Source organism: Methylomonas rhizoryzae, assembly GCF_008632455.1.
GTDB lineage: Bacteria > Pseudomonadota > Gammaproteobacteria > Methylococcales > Methylomonadaceae > Methylomonas > Methylomonas rhizoryzae.
Genome location: NZ_CP043929.1, coordinates 1259296 through 1284927, shown reverse-complemented (window position 1 = coordinate 1284927; position 25632 = coordinate 1259296). Strand labels below are relative to the sequence as shown.

The 25632-nt window shown below is 55.1% G+C and carries 24 protein-coding genes; 12 read left to right on the top strand and 12 right to left on the bottom strand.

Annotated features, from left to right (window positions below; translation table 11 throughout):
- The first annotated feature begins 52 nt into the window (after positions 1–52).
- The 5 genes from rnr (at position 53) to queA (ending at position 5135) form a co-directional block, all read left to right on the top strand.
- Complete coding sequence (gene rnr, locus F1E05_RS06050; protein WP_150047441.1) at positions 53–2320, top strand: ribonuclease R; 2268 nt, start codon at positions 53–55, stop codon at positions 2318–2320.
- Positions 2321–2684: 364 nt separating this feature from the next.
- The gene (locus F1E05_RS06045) at positions 2685–2894 is read left to right on the top strand and encodes a hypothetical protein (protein WP_150047440.1); all 210 of its coding nucleotides are present in this window, start codon (positions 2685–2687) and stop codon (positions 2892–2894) included.
- Between the two features lie 14 nt (positions 2895–2908).
- Positions 2909–3565 (top strand): thiopurine S-methyltransferase, encoded by a 657-nt coding sequence (locus tag F1E05_RS06040; RefSeq protein WP_150047439.1) that lies wholly within the window; start codon positions 2909–2911, stop codon positions 3563–3565.
- Between the two features lie 59 nt (positions 3566–3624).
- A complete protein-coding gene (locus tag F1E05_RS06035; protein WP_150047438.1) occupies positions 3625–3966 on the top strand; it encodes a zinc ribbon domain-containing protein YjdM in 342 nt (113 codons plus the stop codon).
- Positions 3967–4115: 149 nt separating this feature from the next.
- A complete protein-coding gene (gene queA, locus F1E05_RS06030) occupies positions 4116–5135 on the top strand; it encodes a tRNA preQ1(34) S-adenosylmethionine ribosyltransferase-isomerase QueA (protein WP_150047437.1) in 1020 nt (339 codons plus the stop codon).
- Positions 5136–5158: 23 nt separating this feature from the next.
- Here the strand turns inward: queA and F1E05_RS06025 are convergent, their stop codons facing one another.
- The 3 genes from F1E05_RS06025 to F1E05_RS06015 form a co-directional block, all read right to left on the bottom strand.
- Positions 5159–5977, bottom strand: a complete 819-nt coding sequence (locus F1E05_RS06025; protein WP_150047436.1) for a hypothetical protein — start codon at positions 5975–5977, stop codon at positions 5159–5161.
- A gap of 8 nt (positions 5978–5985) precedes the next feature.
- Entirely contained in the window at positions 5986–6345 is a 360-nt protein-coding gene (locus F1E05_RS06020) for a hypothetical protein (RefSeq protein WP_150047435.1), read from the bottom strand.
- A 584-nt stretch (positions 6346–6929) separates the two neighbouring features.
- Positions 6930–7733: a VPLPA-CTERM sorting domain-containing protein gene (locus tag F1E05_RS06015; protein WP_150047434.1), complete on the bottom strand. Its 804-nt coding sequence runs from the start codon at positions 7731–7733 to the stop codon at positions 6930–6932.
- Between the two features lie 422 nt (positions 7734–8155).
- Between F1E05_RS06015 and F1E05_RS06010 the strand changes: the two genes are divergently transcribed.
- The 3 genes from F1E05_RS06010 to F1E05_RS06000 all read left to right on the top strand — a co-directional run bounded on the left by F1E05_RS06010 (position 8156) and on the right by F1E05_RS06000 (position 12247).
- Positions 8156–9796 (top strand): DUF4331 domain-containing protein, encoded by a 1641-nt coding sequence (locus F1E05_RS06010; RefSeq protein ID WP_150047433.1) that lies wholly within the window; start codon positions 8156–8158, stop codon positions 9794–9796.
- A 151-nt stretch (positions 9797–9947) separates the two neighbouring features.
- Positions 9948–11117, top strand: a complete 1170-nt coding sequence (locus F1E05_RS06005) for a tetratricopeptide repeat protein (protein ID WP_150047432.1) — start codon at positions 9948–9950, stop codon at positions 11115–11117.
- Entirely contained in the window at positions 11114–12247 is a 1134-nt protein-coding gene (locus F1E05_RS06000; protein ID WP_150047431.1) for a HupE/UreJ family protein, read from the top strand. The genes F1E05_RS06005 and F1E05_RS06000 overlap by 4 nt, the downstream gene beginning before the upstream one ends.
- Here the strand turns inward: F1E05_RS06000 and F1E05_RS05995 are convergent.
- Both F1E05_RS05995 and F1E05_RS05990 read right to left on the bottom strand, forming a co-directional pair.
- Complete coding sequence (locus F1E05_RS05995) at positions 12237–12809, bottom strand: cohesin domain-containing protein (protein ID WP_150047430.1); 573 nt, start codon at positions 12807–12809, stop codon at positions 12237–12239. The genes F1E05_RS06000 and F1E05_RS05995 overlap by 11 nt on opposite strands.
- 292 nt (positions 12810–13101) lie before the next feature.
- Positions 13102–16137 (bottom strand): PKD domain-containing protein, encoded by a 3036-nt coding sequence (locus tag F1E05_RS05990; RefSeq protein WP_150047429.1) that lies wholly within the window; start codon positions 16135–16137, stop codon positions 13102–13104.
- 173 nt (positions 16138–16310) lie between these two features.
- Between F1E05_RS05990 and F1E05_RS05985 the strand changes: the two genes are divergently transcribed.
- The 3 genes from F1E05_RS05985 (at position 16311) to F1E05_RS05975 (ending at position 18620) form a co-directional block, all read left to right on the top strand.
- Positions 16311–17273 (top strand): helix-turn-helix domain-containing protein, encoded by a 963-nt coding sequence (locus F1E05_RS05985; protein ID WP_150047428.1) that lies wholly within the window; start codon positions 16311–16313, stop codon positions 17271–17273.
- Positions 17274–17334: 61 nt separating this feature from the next.
- Complete coding sequence (locus F1E05_RS05980) at positions 17335–17793, top strand: SRPBCC family protein (RefSeq protein WP_150047427.1); 459 nt, start codon at positions 17335–17337, stop codon at positions 17791–17793.
- 212 nt (positions 17794–18005) lie between these two features.
- Complete coding sequence (locus F1E05_RS05975; protein ID WP_150047426.1) at positions 18006–18620, top strand: HAD-IA family hydrolase; 615 nt, start codon at positions 18006–18008, stop codon at positions 18618–18620.
- Between the two features lie 3 nt (positions 18621–18623).
- Here the strand turns inward: F1E05_RS05975 and F1E05_RS05970 are convergent, their stop codons facing one another.
- On the bottom strand, positions 18624–18878 hold the full coding sequence (locus F1E05_RS05970) for an Arm DNA-binding domain-containing protein (protein ID WP_150047425.1): 255 nt from the start codon (positions 18876–18878) through the stop codon (positions 18624–18626).
- 463 nt (positions 18879–19341) lie between these two features.
- Here F1E05_RS05970 and F1E05_RS20720 point away from each other — a divergent pair, with 463 nt between their 5' ends.
- On the top strand, positions 19342–19473 hold the full coding sequence (locus F1E05_RS20720; RefSeq protein WP_269473498.1) for a hypothetical protein: 132 nt from the start codon (positions 19342–19344) through the stop codon (positions 19471–19473).
- Between the two features lie 61 nt (positions 19474–19534).
- On the opposite strand, the gene F1E05_RS05965 is transcribed toward F1E05_RS20720, so the two are convergent.
- The 6 genes from F1E05_RS05965 to F1E05_RS05940 form a co-directional block, all read right to left on the bottom strand.
- Positions 19535–20503 (bottom strand): S49 family peptidase, encoded by a 969-nt coding sequence (locus F1E05_RS05965; protein WP_150047424.1) that lies wholly within the window; start codon positions 20501–20503, stop codon positions 19535–19537.
- A gap of 3 nt (positions 20504–20506) precedes the next feature.
- Complete coding sequence (locus F1E05_RS05960; RefSeq protein WP_150047423.1) at positions 20507–21088, bottom strand: hypothetical protein; 582 nt, start codon at positions 21086–21088, stop codon at positions 20507–20509.
- A gap of 8 nt (positions 21089–21096) precedes the next feature.
- Positions 21097–21615 carry a hypothetical protein gene (locus F1E05_RS05955; RefSeq protein WP_150047422.1) on the bottom strand — a complete coding sequence of 173 codons (519 nt, stop codon included), beginning with the start codon at positions 21613–21615 and terminating at the stop codon, positions 21097–21099.
- A gap of 95 nt (positions 21616–21710) precedes the next feature.
- Entirely contained in the window at positions 21711–22067 is a 357-nt protein-coding gene (locus tag F1E05_RS05950) for a hypothetical protein (protein WP_150047421.1), read from the bottom strand.
- A gap of 616 nt (positions 22068–22683) precedes the next feature.
- On the bottom strand, positions 22684–24654 hold the full coding sequence (locus F1E05_RS05945) for a cell wall-binding protein (RefSeq protein WP_150047420.1): 1971 nt from the start codon (positions 24652–24654) through the stop codon (positions 22684–22686).
- A complete protein-coding gene (locus F1E05_RS05940; RefSeq protein WP_150047419.1) occupies positions 24644–25573 on the bottom strand; it encodes a toprim domain-containing protein in 930 nt (309 codons plus the stop codon). The genes F1E05_RS05945 and F1E05_RS05940 overlap by 11 nt, the downstream gene beginning before the upstream one ends.
- Positions 25574–25632 lie beyond the last annotated feature (59 nt).

The following is a 25632-nucleotide window of genomic DNA, read 5'->3' as shown; positions in this document are numbered from 1 at the left end:
AACACCGTTATCCCCGGTTTGCCGCCCCGGCAAATCCGCAATCGACACGGCAATGAGCACTTCAAGCGATCAGGACCCCGAAGCACACGGCTTCGAAGACCCCTTTGCGCAACGCGAAGCCGAAAAATACGAACACCCGATTCCCAGCCGCGAAGCCATATTGCAGTTGCTCGAAAGCGCAGGCAAACCGCTTAGGCGCCAACAAATCGCCCAACAATTCGCCCTGGAATCGCCTGACGCCTTGGAAGCGCTGCGTAGACGGCTTAGAGCCATGGAACGCGACGGCCAACTGACCTTTAATAGCCGGCAAAAATACAGCCCCGGCAACGGTCAAAATACCATCGCCGGCCGAGTGTTAGGCCACCCGGACGGCTTCGGTTTTTTAAAGCCAGACGACGGCAGCGACGATTTATTTTTGTCTCCGCGTGAAATGAAACCGTTGATGCCCAACGACCGCGTTGTGGCCAGAGTCACCGGCATCGATAGAAAAGGTCGGCGCGAGGCGGCGGTGGTACAAATCACCGAGCGCAATACCCATTCGGTCGTCGGCCGGTTTTTCGTCGAGGGCCGAGCCAGCTTTGTCGTTCCGGACAACAAAAAAATCGCCCACGAAATTTTAATCGCCAAAGAAGACAGCGGCGGCGCCCGCAAAGGCCAAATCGTGGTGGCCGAAATCGTGCAACAGCCCGGCGCCCATTGCCAACCCATCGGCAGAGTCACGGAAGTGCTGGGTATGCACATGGCGCCGGGCATGGAAATCGAAATGGCCATTCGATCCTACGAACTGCCCAATCATTGGCCGGACAGTGTACTGGCGGAAATAGCCGAGCTACAACCGGAAGTCCCCGAACTCGCCAAGCAGGGCCGCGAAGACCTCCGTGATCTGCCGTTGGTCACGATAGACGGCGAAGACGCCCGCGACTTCGACGATGCGGTGTACGCGCAAAAAACCGCAAAGGGCTGGAAGCTGCTGGTGGCAATAGCGGACGTGTCGCATTACGTGCGCGTGGGTACAGCCTTGGACGCGGAAGCGCAAAACCGCAGCACCTCGGTTTATTTTCCGGAAAAAGTCATTCCTATGTTACCGGAGATCCTGTCGAACGGCTTATGTTCGCTGAATCCTAACGTCGATCGTCTTTGCATGGCCTGCGAAATGCTGATAAGCAGCGACGGTAAATTGCTGCGCTCGCGCTTTTTCGAAGCTGTGATGCGTTCGCACGCCCGCTTGACGTATAGCGAAGTCGCAAAGATATTGGTCGAAAACGATCGTAAACTCGCTAAAAAACACACCGAACTGCTGCCGACCTTGCACACGCTTTACGATTTGTTCAAAGCGATGCAAACTCAACGGGAACTGCGCGGAGCGATGGATTTCGATACTCAGGAAACCCGCATAGTATTCGGGCCTAACCGCAAAATTGCCGAAATCGTGCCGCTGGTCCGCAACGATGCCCATAAATTGATCGAGGAATTCATGATAGCCGCCAACACCGCCGCGGCGAAATTCTTGAATCGCAAAAAAATCCCGCGCTTGCTGCGAATACACGACGGGCCCGGCAACGAAAAACTGTTGGCCTTGCGCACCTTCCTGAGCGAACTGGGTTTACGGTTAGGCGGCGCCGCCCAACCGACACCGCAGGATTATATGCATTTGCTGGATTCAGTCAGGGAACGTAAAGACGCCCACCTGATTCAAACCCTGTTACTGCGTTCCATGTCTCAAGCCGTATACAGCCCGGAGACCAAAGGTCACTTCGGTTTGGCACTGGAGGCCTATACCCATTTCACCTCCCCCATCCGCCGCTATCCGGATTTATTGGTACACAGAGCCATACGTCACTGCCTGTCGAGTAAGAAACCGAGCGAATTTCATTACGCCCATTCCGACATGACCTTGCTCGGCGAACACTGTTCCGCAAACGAACGCCGGGCCGACGACGCCACGCGGGATGTGGTCAGCTGGCTTAAATGCGAATATATGATGGATAAAATCGGCGAGGAATTCGACGGCGTAATCTCCGCCGTCACCAGCTTCGGCATGTTTGTCGAACTGCAAGCCATTTACGTGGAAGGCTTGGTGCATGTTGCTTCTTTACACGGCGATTATTATGCATACGACGCTAGCCGCCACCAGCTATACGGCAGCCGCACCGGACAACGCTACCGTTTGGGCGATTCGGTGCGGGTGACGGTGGTCCGGGTCGACTTGGACGACAAGAAAATCGACTTCGAGTTGGTACAACGCAAAAAAAACCAGAAACCGGCAAAAACCGCCGGCAAAACCAAAGCAAAAAATAAATCCAAATCGCGCAAACAATAATCATACTCGTCCCTGAACGACCGCTATAGCGATTCATGCACTACGGAATCTGATATTACCTTTACAACCCGCGGCCTACGAAACCCCGGCCACACTGACAAAGTCGCGGGCTGCTGCGCAACGCTTGACGCCCCGGCAACTGAAGCATCGACACATGCGATTTTTTACTTTCGACCGTAAAACACTTGCCAGGCTTTTCCGACAATTTTGTCAAAGTGTATGACAAATTTGACACTTTGTCCCTGCCAGAAAACCACTTTTATCGCAACAGATTTTTATGTGATTGATTTCAATTAAATTGCACTAATTGGCGCTAGAAATGCAGATTAGTTCACGAAGACAATCAGATACCAGGGTGAACGCCATGAATACCAACAATAAAGTTAGCGACAACTACATCGATCGTTTCACGTTCATTGAAACATTAAGCCGGGAATTTATCGCCGCAACCGGACACGGTATATACGTGCATCTGGACCCGATAGACATCGAACAGCTATACGCCAGCTTCCAAGGCATGGATCTACCGATTTTGCAATTTGCCCGGCAATGCATCCGTAAACTGCGTTCGTAACTATCTCCAACCTCATGGAAAAACACTTCTGGCTGGAGCGTTGGCAGCAAAATCAGATCGGCTTTCATAACCCGGACATCAATCCGCACCTGACCGCCTGCTGGCCCGGATTGAATTGTCCGGCAGGCGCTACGGTATTCGTACCCTTTTGCGGTAAAAGCAATGATATGTTGTGGCTAACTGCGCAAGGATACCGGGTAATAGGGGTAGAAATCAGCGAGTTGGCCGTTAAAGCGTTTTTTTCCGAAAACGGCCTTTGCCCTGCAGTTAAAACCACCGATGCGCTCAGTGAATACCGCTACGGCGATCTCGTAATTTTTTGCGGGGATTTTTTCCAGCTCGATCCCAAGCAGCTGGCAAACATCGATGCAGTCTACGATAGGGCTTCGTTAGTGGCATTACCGACCAAAATGCGTCCCGCCTACGTCGAAAAATTGACGCAACTGCTGCAAACCGGCACTCGCATCTTGTTGGTTAGCTTCGATTATCCGCAACATGAAATGCAAGGGCCGCCGTTTTCGGTGCCGGCCGAAGAAATCCATGGTTTATACGCCGAATGGTGCAATATCGAATTTGTATATTCCAGCGATCTTCTTGCAGCCGACGCCCGTTTTCGCGAACGCGGCTTAAGCTATATGCACGAACAAATTTATCGCATATCCGTTTTGTAATTTGTTCGATAACTTAAGATAATGTCAGGTTTGCTTACCAAACCTAAAGGTGAAATCTTATGTCGGCCTTGCCTAACTGCCCAAAATGCCAATCCGAATACAGTTACGAAGACCATGGCATGTTGGTTTGCCCGGAATGCGGGCACGAATGGCCGACCGAAACGCACAACGCAGCGAGCGAAGAACAACGCACCATCAAAGATGCCTACGGCAACCCGTTACAAGACGGGGATAGCGTCACGGTCATCAAAGACCTCAAAGTCAAAGGCAGTTCGTTGGTCGTCAAAGTCGGCACCAAAGTCAAAAACATTCGCCTGGTCGAAGGAGACCACGATATAGACTGCAAAATAGACGGTATAGGCGCCATGCAGTTGAAATCGGAATTCGTCAAAAAAGCCTGATCGTTTTGAATATGCCCGACACAACACCGCGAATTCGAGTAAGTCCTAACTGCCGTTAAATCGTTTGTTTCGAATGCCATATAACGCCACTTAACCAGTCTGCCGTTGATCGACTGCGTTTCGCGCTCGCCGATAGCAAGTGCTCAGTCATGAAAAAAAGCGATTTCAACTACTCACTACCGCCCGAACTCATCGCCCAAAAGCCCTTGGCCGAAAGGAGCGCCAGTAGACTATTGCACCTGGAGCGGCATAACGGAAGGATAAAAGACTGCCAATTCTCCGACTTCTTATCGCTGTTACAGCCTAACGATCTGTTAGTTTTCAACGATACCAAAGTCATTCCGGCTCGCCTATTCGGCCACAAAACCAGCGGCGGCAAGGTCGAGATTTTGATCGAACGCATCGAATCCGAAAACCAAGTCATTGCCCATCTGCGCGCCAGCAAGTCGCCTAAACCCGATGCCATGATCCGCCTGACCGACGACATCGAATGCCGAGTCCTGGAGCGGGTCGACGACTTGTTTCGCCTGCAATTTCAAGCGCCCTGCCCGCTATTGGAACTATTGGAGCAAATCGGCCACATGCCTCTACCCCCCTATATCGACCGGGCCGACGACCAAAACGATGCGGAACGCTATCAAACCGTCTTCGCCAACCGCGCCGGAGCAGTGGCGGCACCAACCGCCGGCTTACATTTCGATCAGGCCACTATGCAGCGTATACAGCAACTCGGAATTCGCCATTGTTTCGTGACGCTACACGTCGGCAGCGGCACATTTCAGCCGGTACGCGTGGACGATCTGCAGCAACACGTCATGCACAAAGAATATTTTCAGGTTTCAGAAGCCTGCGTAGCCGCGATAAAACAAACCCAGGCCCGCGCGGGCCGAGTCATAGCCATCGGCACCACCGCGGTCCGGGCCTTGGAATCAGCCTCGACCACCGGCGAATTGCAGCCGGGTAGCGGCGATACCCAACTGTTTATAACCCCCGGCTATCGCTTTAACACCGTTAACGGCATGCTTACCAACTTCCATTTACCGGAGTCCACATTGCTGATGCTGGTTTCCGCTTTTGCCGGCTACGACAACGTCATGCAGGCCTACCGACATGCCGTGCAACACCGCTATCGCTTCTTCAGCTACGGCGACGCGATGGTCATCTTGTAAGCGGTTTTCACCCGATGAAATGACTATTCCGCATCGATGGCAAATGTCTTATGCAAATCGTTTCTTATCACCGAATCGCACGCAATTTTTGTCGCCGCCGTACCGACGGCAAAAGTCTGTATCCAGGCCAGTTTGGAGCGTCTGATCGACGACAGGTTGGTATCGGATATTAACGATGCAATAAAGGAAGGACTGGAAACCTTATAAGGCTCCCCTTTTTTCTTCTCCCCCATCACCGGAGCCAAAGCCAATTCTTCTCGATTAAAGCCTATCAATACCTTATCCGGAATTCCGGAAGCGGCACTGCTGGCAGACCAGGATACTTTCAAGCCCAAGCTGGAATCGGTCGAAAATATAAACGGCTTGACGTCTCCCGGACCCGGTAGATAGGTATATTCCTCATCGTCTCCGCGCATCCAGTCGAAAAACCTGCGAAACATGCCCTTTTTGAATTTCGGTTTTTGTTGCAATGAAATCGCACTTGAGCCTTCATTGGTGTTTTGGTCGCAGGCAACATTCTCTTTTTGCCAGTGACTTGAAAACGCTTCAGCCGCGTCTCCACCCGCGAACAAGGTAGAAACGCCGAACCCCGCCAGAAAACGGTTTTCGTTGGTAAAGCCGGCAACCAACGGCACGTGTTTTCCGCCCTCAAAAGTGGGCCCGATAGCCGCTTCCTCGCGATCGATATTGATTTGTGCCGTCAGCCTGTCGGCATCAATATCTACCCCGACATTGGTCTTAGAGACAAATAGAAGTTTCTTCTGGCCTATGCCGCAACCTGATACGCCAACAACAAGCAATGCCGATAGAATGAAATTAATTGCCTTATTTTTATAAATCATATCTCCCCCTACTTATGCTCGGCCGACAACGGATCCGGCCAACTGCCCACTTTGATATTCAGCCAATCGGCATTAGGCCAGAGCAGATTAAAACTCGCATCATGCTGCAAAACGTGGATGCTTTGATGATACGCCCAGCCGCCGTTGAACGAATAACCGTCCAGCGTCGAACCGGCTGCTACGCCAATGCTGCTTAAGCCGCTATAGACCGCAATCGGTTGCGATTCGCCTTGTTCGATTTTCATCACCATGTGGCCGATTCCGAATAAGTGTTGTGCCCCGGTATCCGCATCGTAATAGTTAATTGCGCAGCCGGATAAACAGATAGAAGCGGTGAATAATAAAAATACGAATTTCAGAAAACACATGGCATTACTCGCGCGCAAAAGCTCTAAATTCCGGCTGAATGGCTATTGCGTCCTGTGCCGGCAAAATCCGTCCAAATAACCAAGGCGAAACTTATTTGATAACTAACAAACATAGCTTGTTTTCTGAAATACGAGCGGTTAAAAAAGCAGGCCTATTGTGTCGCCGGACGCTGAGCGCCGTAACGAACCGGACGATCTCCTGCCAACGCAAATACACCGCTTACCCGTCGCCATTGCAAAGCGCATAGGCGTGCGGCATGAACGTTTACCTGATAGACGACTTTTTTGCGGATGAGAAGGGCTGGCTTGTTGCCGCCAAGCCCTGCCGTTTGCGAATGTTTCGGCTTTACGCCTGGGCGCGATGGGGCTCGATACCACTCCATGTCCGGACAGACGCGTTTGTTAACGCATGGCGGGCAAATTGGCCCTGTAGTTTCGGCCACGCCAGCACGCTTTGCCGTTAATATCGACTGGATTTGGAGACTGGGAAGATAAAAAACTTTAGAGCGAGCCAGGTCGGTTTCGCCACGCGCATAGTCAATGGCGAAGTATCGGAAATCCGCCATTGACCATCTATCCATCTGTTATCGTTTACGGCGTGACGCAGCCATTAAGCCGAACAGGGAAGTTGAAAACAACCAAACAGCAGCCGGAACCGGCACGCTGGAAATTTGACCAGGAGTGACCGCCCAAGCATATCCTGAAAACGGTTTATCATCAATCCATTGGAAGCCATGTGCTGGGTCGAATTGATATGCGCGTGCTACATCTTCAGTAGCCATCCAATAAAAATTAATTTGAATGTCGCTAAATGGCTCGATATTTGTCTCGCTTGAGCCATCCAATTGCCCGTTGCCAAAAATACCACCATTCACATCATTTTCAGTTGCTAAACGAGTTAGCCCCAATTCGGTGTAATAAAGCTGGCCCCATTGGCTGTCGGTAATATCGAATCCCCAAGTCGGATTATCCCCCGCACTTGGCAACGACCACTGATTGCTACCAGCATAATTAATGCTGTTCAAATAATTGACAAAACCCATGGCACCAAACCAGTTTGTTTGCCCCAAAAATCCGTAATTAAAGTCCTCAGCGCTTAGCGTGTAATTGCCATCATAGTGCCAATGGTCGTAATAACTACCGTCATATTGATTGGGTGTATCGTGAATAACCGGGCTGGCGGCTAGGATAGCGTTGACGACAGTATCGAAACCTTGGCTTTCCATCATGGAGCCTAACAAATTGCCGTCTGCCGTCCAGGTAATGTCGCTGACGCTGCTGTAAACCAAATCAATCCCGCCGGAACTGTAAGTGGTCAAAGTAGCATTAGCATTGAAGGCGGCAGCAGAAAACAAAACGCTTGCAACCAACGATTTGGTATGAATCATCAATAATCTCCTTGAATCCAATTAAACGTAAACGAAGTAATCTGTGGAAAAACAACAATCCAAACGCTATAAAGCAATAAAAGAGCCAAAAAACAAAAACAAAAACAAAAACAAAAATAAAAACAATCAAAATTTTGCTAGCGGCCGACCGAACCAGTTGTAAAAATTAACGACACATTTAGCCTAGCTTCACATTCGACAGCCACCATCGTCGGCAATCTTTCCCCTTGATTACCACGCACCGCATGGAAACAAACCGGGCTGCACCTTACTGCGACGCACCAACCGCATCCGCCCTTTTGATTGCCGCTAAACCGCCCCGCTAAAAAAATTTCAGAATTTTTGCATCCGGCCGGCTATTGCCCACGTATTGAGAAATGTAGCGATCTTCGCTGCCTTACCCAACTACGAGGACTGATCCCATGACCAAAACAACTAAAACCAAACTCTGGCCGCTGGCTCTGTTAGCCGGCGCGGTTGCCGCGTTGCTGAACGTACCGCACGCCGACGCCGCCAACCACCGCGAAGCGCCGTTGACCGCGCTGGACACCAAAGCCGACATCACCGATTGGTACGCTTTCGTTTCCTACGACGATCCCGGCAAAGTGACCATGATCTTAAACGTGGACCCGCTACTGGAACCCAGCAACGGCCCCAACTACTTTCCGTTCGACCCGGACATCGTGTACGAAATGAAAGTAGACAACAATTTCGACGCCGAAGAAGACATCATTTTTCAATTCCGCTTTAACACCGAACAGCGTCTGCCCAGCGTATTCACCGGCTTCGTCGGCGTCGGCAACGGCGTGGCGGCGCCGGACAATTCGCCCAGTCCCATCGTCGCCGGCACTCCGCTGATTCCGCCGGCGATCACGGCGCTGGACGGACCCGGCTCGGAAGGCTTGGGCTTGCGGCAAAGCTATTCGGTGAAAATGATCAAGCGCAAAGGCAAACACCGCAAAATCGTGGACTTGACCAAAAACATGAACCTGTACGCGGTACCGTCCAACGTCGGCCCGCGCACCATGCCCGATTACACCAATCTGGCCAAACAAGGCATTTATGAGTTGGGCAACGGCATCAGCGTATTCGCCGGCACGGTGGACGATCCGTTTTACATTGATCTGGGCGCCACCTTCGACAGTTTCAATTTCCGTTCCGGCGCCTCCGGGGCCGGAATCGCCGGGGTATTCTCCGATGCACAATACGCCAACGAAACCGCCAATTTCGCTTCCGACGACGTGGCCGGCTTCAACGTCAACACCATCGCCATTCAAGTTCCCATCACGCTGTTGACCCAAGACGGCAAACCCCATGCGGCCGACGAAGCCTTGGCCGTGATCGGCACCTATGCCACCACCTCGCGGCCGCGCATCAAAATTTACCGCGGCAACCCGGCAATCAACCCCAAAACCTCCAAAACCTTCGCGCAAATTCAACGCATGGGCAACCCTTTGGTTAACGAGTTGCTGATAGGCACCGGCGACAAGAACAAATTCAGCATGAGCGAACCTAAAAACGACGCCGCATTCGCCGGCTACGTGGCCGATCCGCTCCTGGCTAGAGTCGTCAACGCCGCATACGGCGGCGCGGTCAGCATCCCGACACCGCCGCGGGTGGACGCCAACAACCCCAGTTTCGACTTAGGTCCGCTGGTGTTTTACGCCGCGCCGATTTGCCCCGGCTGCACGCCGGCGCAAAAAGGCCCGGTCGCCGACTTGCTGCGCTTGAATACCGGCATCCCCGCCACGGCGCCGGCCAATCGTAAACGCATGGGTTTCCTGGCCGGCGATACGGCCGGCTTTCCGAACGGCCGGCGGGTGTCCGACGATGTGACCGACATCGCCGCGCAAGCCGTGGTCGGGGTACTACACCCGGATTTCAACATCTTTCCTAACAACCGCATTGCCGACGGCGTCAACGCCAACGATCAAAGCTACCAGGAAACCTTCCCCTACGTGGCCTTCGCCCATAGCGGCCGGCAAAGCCGCCACGTCGATCCGGGCGAAGCCGGTTGCCAAGACCCAAGCAATCTGACAGCCGTCAACTGTCCGGCGCAATAACGAAAAAAACCGAACGACAGGCTTTCGGACCGGCAGGGATGCCGGTAAATCCTGATAAGCAATCAGGCGATAGCGAATTCGATACTAACGGCAAAAACCAAACTGCAGGTTTGTCGTTTTCGATGTTTGAAAATACCGGCGGGACAACACCATGAAATGCGTACTCTTCATCAGCTGCTATTTACTCGTTAGCCCGGGCTTCGTCGACGCAAGTCCTTATCTGCCCCAGTCAGACGCCGAACTATTGGAAACCTTGCCGGCCCGCGACGAAACCGACCGACGCATGCGCGACTTGCAAAGCCAAATTCGCAACCGACCGAACGACTGGCAAGCCGTGCAACGCTTGACGACTTTATTGATCGAACGTGGCCGTGCCACTTCCGACCCGCGCTATTTCGGCTATGCCGAAGCCAACTTGCAACCCTGGCTGAACGCGGCCACTCCGCATCCGCAAGCCTTGATTCTGCACGCCACGCTATTACAAAACCGGCACGCATTCGCCCCGGCTTTGCAAGCCTTGGACCAAGCCCTGGCCTTGCAACCGCGTTCCGGATTGGCCTGGCTAAGCAAAGCCGCCATCCAGCAAGTGCAAGGCAATTTCACCGGGGCTTGGCAGAGCTGCTTGGCCGCACGACGCGGCACCCCGACCCTGACCGCCAACGCTTGCCTGGCCGCGCCGCTAAGCATGACCGGCCGACTGAAGGAAGCCCAAGGTTTGTTGCAACAAACCCTGGCCGGCGAAGCTGAGGCCCCGGTAGCCGATAGACAATGGGCCTGGACCATGTTGGCGGAGATCGACGAGCGGCTAGGCGACCCGGCGGCGGCTGAGGTCGCTTACCGCCAAGCCTTGGCCTTCCCGCAAGCCAGCGCTTATTTGCTGTCGACCTATGCCGACTTTTTGTTACAGCAGCAACGTTACCCGGAAGTAATCGACTTGCTAAAAGGAGAAACCCGCGCCGACGGTTTGTTACTGCGACTGGCGCTGGCCGAACGCCGTTTGCAGCGCGCGGAGGCCAGCGAGCATGTGCAAGCCCTGCAAGCCCGCTTCGCCGCCGGCCGGCTGCGTGGCGAAACCAGCCACCAAGCCGAGGAAGCGCGCTTTTACCTGGAACTGGCCGGCAATCCCGCCGAAGCCTTGCGCTTGGCCGAAGCGAATTGGGCGGTGCAGCGCGAGCCGCGCGACGCCTTAATTTTTCTGCAAGCGGCTAAGGCCGCCGCGGCTCCGGCCAGAGCCGCGCCGGTTTTACGCTTTATCGCCGAATCGGGTGTGCAGGACACCCGCTTGCAAGCGTTGGCTAACACATTGGGAGCGCGCTCATGATCCGCATATTGTTATTGGTTATGTTAGTGACCGGCCAAGCAGCCCATGCGCATAAATCCAGCGACAGCTATTTACAACTGCATGCGCAGGACGATTCGCTACGCGGCCGATGGGATATCGCCTTGCGCGATTTGGACTACGCGCTCGGCCTGGACCGAAACGGCGACGGCCGTTTGACCTGGGGCGAAGTGCGCGCCGCGGCCGAGACCATCAAAGCCTATGCGCTTGCCCATCTAGCGCTGGCAGCGAATGACACGGCCTGTCCGTTACAAGCCGGCGACTTACTGATAGACCAACACAGCGACGGCCGCTACGCGGTAGTGCCGCTGTCCGCACGGTGCCCCAAGCCAGTGCACAGTCTGAGCCTGGACTACAGCCTGTTTTTCGACCTGGACCGGCAGCACCGCGGCTTGCTGACGTTACAGTCGGGCGACGCCCAACAAACCGCGATATTCAGTCCGGAAGTCCGTCAGCAACACTGGAACGGGATAAGCGGCGAACCGGCGGCCGGCGCTTGGACGCGCTTGCAAGACTTCGCCCGCGAAGGGGTTTGGCACATTTGGATAGGCTACGATCATCTGTTGTTTTTACTGAGTTTATTGCTGCCGGCCGCGTTGATTCGCGAATCCGAAGGCTGGCAGCCCAAAACCGGATTCAAAACCACGCTGGGCGAAGTGGTGGCGGTCGTCAGCGCCTTCACGCTGGCCCATTCCTTGACCCTTAGCCTGGCGGTACTGCAAATCGTCAGCCTGCCCAGCCGCTGGGTGGAAGCCGCGATAGCCGCCTCGGTGCTACTGGCCGCGCTGAACAATATCGTGCCGTGCGTCACCCACCGCAAGTATTGGGTCGCGTTCGGCTTCGGCCTGATTCACGGCTTGGGGATAGCCAGCGTGCTGCTGGACATGCAACTGTCGCCGCAAAACATCGTCTGGGCTTTGTTCAGTTTCAACTTGGGCGTGGAACTCGGCCAATTGGCGGTAGTGGCGGCGGTACTGCCGCTGATCGGCTATTTCAGCCGCTATCGCTACTACCCTGCCGTGGCCATGCACGCCGGTTCGGCCGCCATCGCCGGGCTGGCCTTGATCTGGCTGGCCGAACGCAGCCTGGACATTAACCTGATTAGCGGCTAAGCCGACGACGGCGGCCGGCAAGCGGCAAGCCGGCCAGCGCCAAGGCCAGACTGTAACCGAAGGCCGGCAACGGCACGGCACTGACCGTCACCCCCGCTTCGCCGAGTTGCGCCGGCAAGCCGTTGCCGTCGGCGTCGGCCAAGGCGTTCAACGATAAGGTCAATGCGCTGAAACCTTCGCCTACCGCCTGGAAGCTCAGGGTAGCCAAGGTAAACGCGTCGGCTTGGCCGCCCAACAAGTCGGCTGCACCATCCAGAGAAATTTCCCACACATTCAGCACCCCGTACTCGCTTTCAACGCCGCGCACGTCGCCCAAGCCGAACAAGTCCAGTTGATCGCCGAATGCGCTATGGTCGTAAGCCAGCACCGTCGGGTCGAATACGATTTGCACGTCGAAGGCCGACAAGGCCGTGGCTTCGTCCAGACCGCTGATCCGTAGCTCGATGCTGGCCGTCGAACCCAAAGTCACGCTTTGCTGCAGCGGGCTGAGTTCCAGCAGCGGGATGGCTTGAGCGGACGCGCAGAGCGTACAAAACAGCGCGCCGGTTAAAAAACGTTGCATAACTGCCTCCTAAAGAGTCTGTAAAGGTTTTTGGCTGAATAGGCCAGAGTAGCTGCGCCAGGCACCGAGAATAAGGTTATCAATACGTTCCCCGTTTCGGGTTGCAAGGATTTTCCCATTCGTCCTGAACTTGTCGAGGGATGAACGGGAAAATCCGAGCATCCGCCGCGCCCAACCCTTCATGCGTCGACCGAGTTCAACACGAACGGTTTGCCGGGAAAAATCATTTCGGGACATGATTTTTAGCGAAATCCTTACCTGACGAGAATCCATCATAACCAACGCCCACGGCTCACTGCGGCGCACAATTGCTGCGGGTACACAGCAAGCTCAACTTCCGGCCGTCGTTGACGGTGATTTTGCCGTCACCGTCCAAGTCGCAACGGCTGCCGCATACGCTGGCGGCCACCGTTTTATTGCGTTCGCCGAGCAACAGATTCAAGTCGTTGCGGTCCACGTCGCGGTCGCTGTCTAAATCGCCTTTCGGCACGTTGATAGTCACCGTCTTGCTGCCGCTGTCCACGCCGTCCGACAGAGTAACCACAACCTGATATGCCGCTTTGCCGAAACCCTGTGCGGCCGGCCGATAGCTATGCTTGACCTCGAACTCGCGGTTGCCGACCGGTATAGCCTGCGTGCTAAGCGCGGTTTGATCGCCCCAATCGACGCTGGCCGTATGCCGATCGCTCAGTCCGGGATCGGTAAAACGCAGGAACAAACCTTGGGCGTTGATGCCTACGTTGGTAATCGCAGGCGCCGCGTTGCCGACCCTGACTGTGCCGCTTTGACTGATCACGTCCACCCCGTCGTCGAAGCTGATCGTCACCGTGTACTCGCCGTTGTCCGCATAAACGTGGTCGGCAACGACTTGATTATTCGCCGATTGGCCGATGCGCGGATCTTGCGCCGCACTGCCGTCGCCCCAGTCTATGGACGCCTCCGCCGGTTGGCTGAGGGCAAAGCCGACCGTCAGCCGCGCGCTGTCGCCTTCCTGAATTTGCTCGGTCAGCGAAAACGCCTGGATGCGCGGCGCCGGGTCCGTCACCGTCACCACGTGCGTTTGGCTGGTGCTATTGCGGTTTTGATCGCTGATGCTGATCGCTACTTGGTAATTGCCGGCCTCGGCATAACTATGACTGCGGCTGACGAAACGCTCGGAGACCGGCAGGGTTTCGTTTACTCCGGTGCCGTCGCCCCACAGGATTTTCAAGCTGTGCTGCGCGGCGGGGTCCGGGTTGCTGAAGGAAATGTCCAGCGTCAACGCGTGATTTTTGCGCACTTCGGCCGGACCGTTCACTTTCTCCAGCAAAGGCCCTATTTGCGTCACTTGAATTTGTTGCGAACCGGTATTGCACAGATTGGTCGCGGTACACACCGTCAGTTTGACGGTCGCCTTGCCCGGCACGTTGCCGGCGACAAATTTAGTCTGCACCCCATTGGCGTCGGCGATGCTGCCGACCGAACCGCTGCCCAGCGACCAGGTGTATTTGGTTAATGGCTGGTCGCAGCCGGCGGTTGTCAAGGTCAAGGAACTGGTTTTATCGTTGGCGCCGGTGGAATTGCCGCCGGAATCGCGCATGGCCAGATTCTTCAGATCCGAAACAACCCAGATCCTGTCCGCCGCGTAACCCGATTCCACTCGCAAATTCAACACCTTGCCGCCGTAATTGTCTTGTTCGTATAGATTCGGCCCGCAGCCCGGCGGCGCCCAATAACGCACCGAACTGGCGGTGTCGTGGAAACCTTTCGGGGTAATGATGCCGTCAGTCTGATCCAGATCACCGAAGTTGTTGTAATCGTCTTTGCCGATGTCGGCCGCATCGATCACCAGGCTGCGGTCTCTATCCGAGGACGGCGAAAAAGTCCAGGTCGCAACCGCGGTTTGCTCCACGCTGGCGGTTTGATTTTGCCAGCCTGAGGCGTCGGCATAAAGCTCTACCCAAGGCTTGGCTTTCGGCGGCTTGCTGCCGGCCGCGCTCAAGGCCACGCTGTTACCCACCGTGACGCTGCCGGCCGCGTTGATTTTGGCGGTCGGATAATAATTCGGGCTGCCGGCTCTATAGACGTCGCGATGGCGAAATTCGGCGACCTGTACCGACCCGCTAGGGCCTTGCGCATAATGCTCGGTCGCATACAGCAACAGCTCCTGGCTCGGACTGACATAAGCGCCGACGCTGGCGCTGAAATTAATAATTTTGAAGCCCAGCGGCGGATCGACTGACCCGGGCGAACGCGAATAAAAACGCTGGCCGACGACCGAGGTCAAGGTAGCGGTTTCGCCGTCGCCGGTACCGCCGACTTGATACAACACGCCGACGTCTTTACCCAAATAGTCGCTGGGCGCGGTGGGTGCGGTATTGTGCGTGCCCAGCAAGTACAGTTTGCCGTCGTCTTGCTTGATGAAATTCAAGGTCTGATGCGAATACGACAACGGAATATCCTTACCGCCCACGGTAAATGCAAATTGCCAAGGCCAATCCTGGTCTCCCAGCAAATCGTAATAATTCCACTCGCTGTGCAAACTGAAGGCGAAGTTGGGATCGTGCCAGTCGCTGCCGTTGGATTTATAAAACTCAATCTTGTCACCGTAGCCCCAACTCAACGCCAACAAATAACGGCCGTCCGGCAAATCGGTGATACCGACCACGCCGGCCTTGTGGCCTTCGATATCCAAATGGTAGGACAGCAAGGTCGGATTGGGTAGCGTGGACAAATCGTAAAAATAAATGCGTCCGTCCGGAATGTCGGCGGATTCGTCGACCTTTTCCTCGGCCGGCACCGCCAGAATGTTGCCGACCGTCTGGGTGCCGCCGATGTGCTGGTAATCGCTAAAACTGATCAAGTTAACGATTTTGTCTTGACTAGGCGGCGAGGTGTCTTCGGTTTTTTCGCCTTTAAGCAGCCGGTTGGAGCGCAATCGCTCGCCGTCCTTGTCGCGCGAGGCCAGCTGCACCACGGCCAGATGTCCGGCCGACGAACTAGCGTTGCTGCTGCGCGACACCAACCAATAAGGCGTGCCGTTGGCGGCGTCGAACCGCTGTATGCCTTGCCAGTGGCTGCTGGTATTGGTGAAAATCGAATCGGTTTGCTCGTGAAAATCGTCGAAGCTGTAAAGCCCCGTGTTAAAACCCAACCATTCGCCATGGTGTTTCAAGTTTTGAAACTGGCTGACCACGTTGGGCAAGCTACGCGCGCGTTCCTGCGCCGCGGCGGACGACGCCAGAACCAGCAATGCGGCCATGGCAAACGATAATGCCGCCCAAGAGCGTAGCGGCGGCAGATGCCACACGCCGTAAAGGCAAACATAGCGGAATGCGGAACTCATCATAATCAGACCTCTACTATCTGAATGCGCCGTCCTGCTGAACCGGCGGGATCGATGGAAAATAAAATTGGAACGGCGATTCTAACGATCTAAACTGTGACGAATTTGGCAAAGTTAAACCAATAGGCTAAAACCAGCCGCTGCCGTTAACGGATAGCAAGCACTGACAACTCCAGATGAACTACGACATCCATTCCGATTTTTGCCTAAACCGGGCACCCTGGTTTAGAAATTGCCCCAACCTGTGGAACGAGCAAACCCTGGATCGTCAGGCGCTTAGAGGCTACGCAGACACGCTCAAGCGGCATCCGCAGTTCGACATGGCCAAACGCCGCTTCGCCGACAACATGCTGGCCGCCTTCAGGAATCACCAACCGCTGGCCCGCTTGCTGCGCGGCGAACACGATCTGGCCTTTTTGGCATTCGTACTGTCCTTGCACCACCAACGCGACGACGGCGATCCGTTATCCGGCGCCAGTTATTCGCGCGTCATAGAATTGTTCGGCTTGCTAAACATGGGCAGCCCTACCTTGGTAAAAGCCTTGCTAGGCTTGGCGAGGATACGCGGTTATTTGCGCGTGCATCACGTTGCCGGTAGCCGCACCAAACTGCTGGCGCCGACCGACAGCCTGCTGGAAACCTTGGCGGTTTGGTTTACCGCCAATCTGACCGCGGTCGAATTGATCCACCCTTTCCCGGAACCCGCCGCCAACCTCGGCAAACAGCCGGCCATGCTGTACCGGGTTTTCGCTTACGGCGTCAGCGCCTACGTGCACAACGGCTTTTTTCTATCCGAAGAGTTTCCGATGGTGCGGGCCTTTATGGGCCGCAGCAACGGTTATCTGGTCTTGATGGCATTGATAGCCAGCGCCGAAACCGACGGGCAAGGCAATTTGCTGGCAGCGGCACCGACTCAGGAATTGGCGCAAAGCTTGTCGGTATCGCGCGGCACGGTGCGCAACATGCTGAAACAAGCGCAAGCCGCCGGCTGGCTGCACGAAATCTCGCGCGGCTCGTATCAAGTCAAGCTCAGTGCGGAATTTGCGCAAATCTGCGACGATTGGATGGCCATGGAATTGGCCTGGATGAGCGGAGTCGCCGCCGAAGCCTGGCTAAGTTTGGCCGCCGGCGCCGATTGATCGCACAGTCCGCACAAGCGTTAAGGTAATCCCCCCCGCTCGTTCAACTCAGGAGATTGATATGACCAACCCAACCGGAACCGTTCGGCTGCATCGCGTGCTGCGGGCGCCGGCAGAGCGTATTTACCAAGCATTTACCGATAAAGCCGCTTTAGAGCGTTGGTTACCACCGTACGGCTTTCTCGGCACGGTTCACACGATGGATGTGCGGGTAGGCGGCGGCTACCGTATGTCGTTTACCAACTTCGGTACCGGCGGTAGCCATTCGTTCACGGTCGAATACCTCGAATTGGTGCCTAACCAACGCATCCGTCACATTGACCGTTTCGACCACGCCGATTCCGCCGCTGCCATGCAGGTATCGATCGACTTGGAAGCGGTGTCCTGCGGAACCTCCGTCAGCATTGTTCAAGCAGGCATACCCTCGATGATACCGGTGGAAATGTGCTATTTGGGCTGGCAGGAATCGCTGGAGCAACTGGCCAAGCTGGTCGAGCCTGAAATCCCCGACCATCAATGAAACCAATCCTTGCAGGTTTTCAATCGGGTCGTGATGACTATCCTAAAGCTCAGGATAGTGGCGCATCGCCTCGGAGAATGCCCTGCGGCGCGCCCGTAATGACTTTCAGAGTAACGAACATGCAGGGCTGGCAATCGTCCTCGCTGATGAAAAGCATTGATAGCGGGCGACCTCCATGGTTTCAAACTTCACCTTAACTCAACTTCCCAACCATGCTTACAACACCTCGCGCCCTATTGTTCGACCTCGGCGGCGTCCTGCTAGACATCGACTTCGGCTTGGCGATCAACGCCTGGGCCGCCTACTCGGCCTTGCCGGAGACCGAGCTAGCGCGCTTGTTTCATTTCGACCGCGAATATCGGCAACACGAGCGCGGCGAACTGGATTCGGCGGCCTACTTCGCCCATCTGGCGGCTCGATTGCAGTTGTCGGCTAGCCCCGCGCAAATCGAGGCGGGCTGGAACGCGATATTCGTCGGCGAAATCGCCGAAACCGCGCAACTGCTGCAATCGGCCCGCAGCCGCTTGCCCTGCTACTTGCTGACCAACACCAACGAAAGCCATATGCGGTTTTGGTCCGCACGCTATCCCGACCTCCTCCCCGGTTTCGACGCCGTGTTCGCTTCTCACCAACTGGGCCTGCGCAAACCCGAGCCCACAATCTTCCGGCACGTCTTGCAAACGACCGGCGTAGCCGCAGCCGACATACTGTTTTTCGACGACACCGCCGAAAACATCGAGGCCGCCAAACGGGCCGGCCTGCAAGCGGTGCTGGTAAGATCGAGTGTGGACGTTGCCGAGGGGTTGGAGGCAGTTGGGGTGATTTGACAGCTAGCCATGCGGGTTGAAAACCGGAACGAATGTGATCGCTTCCGCTTGGCGACGAGCATTTTCCAAAGTCACAGCCGGATATTCGCCAAACCCCAAGCGATTTCCCTTCCCCTGAAACCGATAGTCAAACACCCAACGTTTCAAACCGGTTGACTTAACCAGCAATGCCAACCCGCCGCCGTCGCTAATCCGACAATCTTTTTCTTTGGGCTTAGCTACCCTGTAGACCGCGTCTTTATTGAGATTCAGAGCCATTTTGTTGTAGCGGTGTTGTACTGAAGCCCTACAATTTACCTGATACAACGCTCGGTACAACAACTTTTGTTGTATTCCCTTAAGTTTATTGAGCGGTAATAAGGCATAAAAAAACCCGCAAACCTAGAAGATTCGCGGGTTTCTGGACTTCTTTGCATCTCTTAAGATGCGCGATTGGTACGACGGCCGGACTTGAAAAAATTAATAAGCCATTGTAATAAATTGACTTAATACAACGCGACAAACAAGATATCACTAATCGTGTCACTTTTTTGATTTTTGCCCAAATTTATTACAGTTCGGCGACACACTTTCAATCGCGAGTATGCCGCCTAGCTTATATCGGTTAACAATGTTTCATAAACCTCCGGGGAAAGGCGCCCGTAACACAGCACTGTTAACCGAATAAGGCTCTTTACGCTCCCGGATTCTTGATCAAGCCAATCCAATCGATAGGCGCGGCTTGAAAATCCAGGCGGCATTTCACTTTCAAAGCATCCGAGTCAAAGTGTTGTTCCTGGTCGATAAACGCGCCGCGTTGGCCTTGCAGGTAGGCAATTTCGACCGTATCGACTTGATTAAAGTCTGCCGCTAATTACCATGTCGCGTTAAGCACCTCTGTTTCGGCGTCGGCTTGTTGGCACCTCAGAAATGAGTTAGCGTTTTAACCGAGCAAAAGCCGCTTTCCAGCCGAAATCAGCGCCCGGATCGACCGGTACCGGTTGAACAACGACGGTTTGGCCGACCTTCCGGTCCGGTACCACAGCCGGTGGTATTGTTTCCGTCACAACTTGCCCCCTCGCTCCGGTCATTCCCAGTGCTCGTGCAATCGCTATATTCCAATCGCCATGCAATTGAGCTCTGCTTTGCTTGCTATCCGGTTTTACTATCGGCTGGCCGTTCAGTACGCCTTGCAGGCTGCCAAGCCCATCGGCCAAGCCTGCGAGAACGCCTTTAGCGCCGATCTCGACGCCGCCGCGCAAGGCTTTAATCTGGCTTGCGCTTAGGCTTGGGCGTAAGCCGGTCAGCGAATGGATGAACACGGTTTCCAGGTCGTCGATTTGCGCTTGCAATACCCGCTTGCCGTCCGGCGTGGTGGCGTCCGGGCGCTTGTCCGGCGCGTTGCTGCTGACGATTTCGATAGCGTTTTTGTCGCCGGCACGGAAAATGCCGACAATGCCGATACTGCCCAGTTCAGCCGTTGCATCGGTAACGAGTTCATCGCAAGCAGCCGCCAGCCAGTAAGCCGCGCTGGCGGCCATGCCAGACACGTAAGCCACAGTGGGCTTTTTCACGGTTTTGATGGTATTAGCTAATTCGTGTATACCAGTGACACTGCCGCCGGGCGAATTGAAATTAAACACGATCTTGGCAACCGCCGTACTGCTGGCCGCTTGTTCCAGCTGCATGCGGATGTCGGTCAACGGCGTGCCGAAACCGAACAAAGTCAAGATGTTCGGTTTCGGAAATAACACGCCGTCGATTGCAATCACCGCCGTTTTGCCTTGAGTTTTAAACGGTACTGGCGAAGGCGCCGGCGCGTCCATGGCCGCCAGTTTGGCTTCGGTGCGGAACAGCGTTTCCAGGTGAATGCGCGGCATCGCGTACAGAGTGTCGGTCAGCATGGTTTAAGCCTCCATCATGAGTACGATTTCGGGATTGCAATCCTGCCGACGGTAAAAGCCGTCCATACCCAAGGCTTCGGCTGAGCAAATTAATTGCTCTTCTTCCGCTTCGAGCGCGAACTTGCGTTTTTCCAGGGTCGCTTTTAGCGTTGGACGTTCGACCAAGGGCGGACCGGGTTCGATGCTATCGGCGATGCATTTTGCCATGTCGGATAAAAGCCGTCGGATGGTGGAAGGGCCTAGTAACGGTACCAGTATATCGGCCAGCTCAGCCGTGCCGCTGGCGATGACGGTATGGCCTGCCACTATGGCCGTATCCCGATCCAACGTCACTTTGGCTTCCAAGGGGCTGGGGCCGTTCAGGCCTTTGGGATAAAAGAACTGCTTTACGGTTTCGGTGGGCCCGGCATGCGCTTCGATAAAGCGGTCTATGGCGGCTTGGGCATCCTCCAACCCCAAGGGGGCATGATCTAGCCAATACAGTTCATCGTTGATGCGTTCGATTTCGGCGCGTAGGTCTGCTAAATGATTCAGCGCTTGCGTTTGGGTTTTTTCCAAACCAGCTTTGATTTTATCAACGTCCATGAAATCTCCTACACCGCGATGGTGTGTGAATAAAGGTCCGAGACGTTGTAGCCTTTATCCGGAGCAGCGTTAAATACCGTCGCGTTATCTTTACCGTATTTGGCCGCGAATTCGTTGAGCACATTGAAGCAAGCGCCGAAACTTTTACAGCCTTCCGAGGCTTTTTCATAGTCTGCTTGTAGCCGCTTTTTCTCACGCATTAATCGATACAGATTGACTAGTGCGTCTTTGCTAACAGTGCCTTCCTTTAAGCCGAATTCGTCGCGTAACGTCGGCCATTCGTTGGCTAAGCACTTGAGTTTGGCTTCAACCTGATTGACCGATAGCGTACGGTCATCTCGTTCGACGATTTCGCAAACTTTTCTAAGGCAATAAGCCGATTGGAAGCTTTGGACATGGCTAAGAGCTTTGCCAAAGTTAGCGCTGGCTTCGTTCCGTTCTGCGGAAAGGTTACGCAAGACTTGAAAACGGTCTTCCCTGTGCCGCTGAATGGCGTCCCATTTCGAGTGGTTAAAAACTTTCATCATGATACCTGTCGGTCATTGAACACATGAACTGTCACGGTGACATGATGCATCGTTGCGTGCGGCAAAAATAGGCAAGACTCGAAGTCAATTTTTCACTAATTCGCACAACAGATATTGTGTAATTGCCGTATCGACTGCGGCATCTTGCAGCGTGTGTCTACCGCTTCTTTCAGGTATTGGCCGGCTTCGTCATCACCGTAACGCTGAAAAGCGATACGACGGGCTAGTTCGTTGCAGCGGCTCCAGGCCTTGCCGGACAACGCTTCGAAAGCAGCTGTCAGTAAGGCGTTGCGTTTGACCAAGGCATCCGTATACGACAAACTCTTTTTGCCTGACATACCGCCAGCCAATTCCAATTCCACCAACACCCGCTGAGCCAAAGCAGGTGGTAAGGCTTCACCTTCCGTTAAATGCCGGCGAATGCAGATCCGGTCATAAGAATCTAAACCCATTGTTCAACCTCTTGCATGTCAAGAAAAGCAATCAATTAACTTCTACAAGCCTTTCGGCGTTACCGGAATATTGAGGTCAAAATTGCTTGTGCGGCTTAGTGCGCCTAAGGACTCGTTATCTACCCTGAAATACGTTAACCATTTAATCCCCTGTTAATTGAGTTGTTAACACACCGAATCGCCACCCCCTAGAGAATTCGCGGGGTCCGAATTACCCGTGACGGACCTTGCCGAGAAGGACCCGCTAGCAATTGCCGGCAATTCGCCACAGAACTCAACACAAACCTTTGATTTCATTTTGTTACTTCCTGAAAACATCGAATAAACAAAAAATATGTATGTATATACCCTGTGGAGTGGGGCAAATGGGGCGCAGCGCTCTAGCCCAGATATATCAAGGCCTACAGCGCGCCCCAATTTATCGTGCGCCCCAAATTAAATGGGGCACAAACCTGATACCCGCTTTAATGCCTTAACTTGATGCGCCCCATTTTTGGGGCGCTGCGCCCCGCCTAAAAATAAAATGGGGCGCACTGAAAGCCGCGTCAGCTCTATGCTTTTCTATACTTTTATTTATTTGTGCCCCATTTGCCCCAAAAAATAATCATATATAGGGCTAAGTTTCTGACTCCACCATCTTGGCGTCCAGAATCAGAACCCGAACATCCCGGCCGCCAACACGTTGTTTTACCGATATACGCACCCTCCCTTGCTCTTCGCTGACCTGCTTTATCAACCCCCGTTCGGCCATTCTTCGCCACAAGGTGGCAGGCTTAAGCAAAATGACGTCGCCCTGGATGCGTCCGAAGTGCTGCACGGCCTTATAAGCCGTTGCCGGTTCCAACCACACTTCATCGGCACCGCCGTCCTTGCTGGCGTAATACCAGCCCAGGCAATCACCCATGGGTTCGTATTGCTGGCCAACATCGTTCGGCGATTTCCGCCAGCCCCAGCCGAAAGGCCGGATTGAAGGCGGCCCCTGTTCCAAACGGTCGGCAATATGGCCGTTGCCGGAACTCAACACGGCCCGCAATAGCTGCATGAAGCGTTCGGTTTCGTCCTCTTCGGCCTGATAAGCCCCTTGTTCGCTGAAAGCCTGCTTCAAGGCTGTTTCCATGTCTCCCAGCAAGGCGTTGGCGCGTTCGCCGGTCAAAGCGCCGGCATCGGTCAGGAAATCTAAAAACAGCTCGGCTGCCCCTACCAAATTGGCGTAAATCTCAGGGGCGCGGGGGTGGGAAGAACAAAAGCCGCCCCGAATCGCTCCGTCGCGCAACTGCTCCACGATTCGGGGGAAATCCCGCTTCAAATCGTCCAGGCGGCCCGCCAACCATTGCACATAGCCAGCCATTAAGCCGGCCAAGCGTTCCGCCGATGCGGCGTCCTGCATTTTGCTTAGTACGGCGTTGTCTACATCGTCCCGCGTCAATTCCAGTACCAGCAAACGCCCCAGCAACGACTGGCCGCGCGGCAAATCCTCAGCGGTGGAAATCAGCATCGACCGATTAAAACGCACAGGCTTGGCGCTGTGGTCGATATTGCGGCGGCCGGCGCCGGCTTGGTTGCCGGTATTGCGCACCACGCGCTCGGCTTTGGCGTGCAGCTCATTAGCCAAGCCGGGGCTGACGCTGGGCTTGAAGTCGTCCAGCACGAACACGGCATCCTTGGCTTGATGGGTTTTGATGTCGATGTCCAGCGGCGAATCGTTCCAATTGGCCGGAAAGCTGCGCCCGTGGAACTCGCCGAAAAACGCCAAGGCCACGGCAGCCAAGGCTGACTTGCGGGAACCGGTCAGGCCGTGCAGCCATATTGCAGAGTCGGTGGGATGGCACTCGCCCAACGGGGCACGGGCGACCGCGGCCAACAGCACCGCGCCGACATGCCGTTTATTCGGACATACTTCTAACAGCAAAAGCGCCTCGTCTAGCGCTTGTTTTAACATATCGGCTGAAAGCGGCGGCGGCAGCCGGTAGCGCTGCATGTGGCCGGCGTCCAGTTCGACTTGCACCGAATCCCCCAAACCCGCCGCCGCGACCGATCCGGAACCCGTCAGATAATGCCAGGCGTCGTCGATCTTCTTCCAGCCGGTAAACCGGTAAACCGTGCGGCGCGGAATGTCGCCTTGCAGCCGGGAATACAACTGAATGGCCGCCTTCAGATTGTCCTTTTTGGCGGCGCCGGGATAGACGAACGGCAGCATACCCCAGGCATCGTGCACCCAGTTGCCGGCGGTAAAAGTCTTAATGGGCACGTCCACCGCCGACAACGGCACCCCGTCGGCCCGGACTCCCTCGATTCTGAGGAGGCTGGCTTCGATCAAACCGTCGTCGGCGATTAACTCTTCCACAATCCGGCAGGTGAAATCGCACAACGGGAAATATTGCGGCTTGCCGGTTTTCTCATCCATCTTGCCGCTACGTTGGTAAAACCCGCCATTGATGATGGCGTAAACGCCGAACTCGACCGCCGCCGCACCGCCTTTACCGCCGCCGCTGCCGCCGGACTCAGCTTTCTTCTTGCCGGCGGCCTGCTTGGCGTCTTTCACCAGCGTCAACGTCGGCTTGTTGTTGCCGTCCTGCTTATTCGCCATTGCCGGCGCTCCTTAGAAAAATACTGTAGTCGTTGAAATCGCCCGGAATCGGCGGCACGGCCAACCCGCCGCCAACGGCCCTAGCTGCTTCTTTGGCTTTGGTCAGACCGGGATTTCCCGGAGTGTGCGTATCGTTGTCGGCGCAAAATACAATGCCGGCATTCGGCAGCCGCTCCCGCACGATGCGCCCGACCGCCAGCAGGTTGTTGGCGGTAAAGGCCATATACACCCGCCAGCCGGTGTCTTGGTGAACGCTGGCAGCCGTGGCAAAGCCTTCGCAAACCACGACATCATCGGTGCGCGGCCCGATCCACCAGAACAAACCGGCCAAGCCGCCGCCGGGCAGAAAATCGCGGTCGCGGCCCAAGACCGGATGATTTTCCGCAAAGATGGCCTGCAAGCTCCGGATGCGTCCGTCGGCACCGTACAGCGGCAACAGCAAGGCATTGTCGATCGCAACGCTTTTGCGCTTACCATTGTTCAGCGTGACGGTGCGCTGCCAACGGCAAAGCCGCGTGGCGTGCGGCTCAATCTGTTTGCGGACTAAATAAGGATGGTCGGGTGCGGCCGGCTGAGCTGATTGCCAAATGGCTTGCGCACGTCGAACGGCCCATTCTCGCTGGGCGGCCTCGTCGGCTTGGCGCTGGCGTTGCTCGGCCTCGATACGTTGGCGCTGTTCGGGTTTTAGTTCGGCGGCGCTACCGTTGAGGAAAAAGGCTTTCCGCTCGCCGGTCTTATGATTCCAAACGATACCGCCTTGCCGATCCGGAAAGAGTTTGATGCGGCCGTCGTTGCGTCCGCGCGGATCGTCGGCAATGTTGGCGGTATGAAAGCGGCCGTCAGCCGGCACCGACTTGAATTCGACGCCAAGCACCAGGCAAGCCGAGCGGCAAGCGTCGTCAATAGTTTGAAATTGCATGCAAGTTTCACCTTGCCGGTATGCAATCCGCTTGACGTTGGGCTAAAATAGCCCTGCAT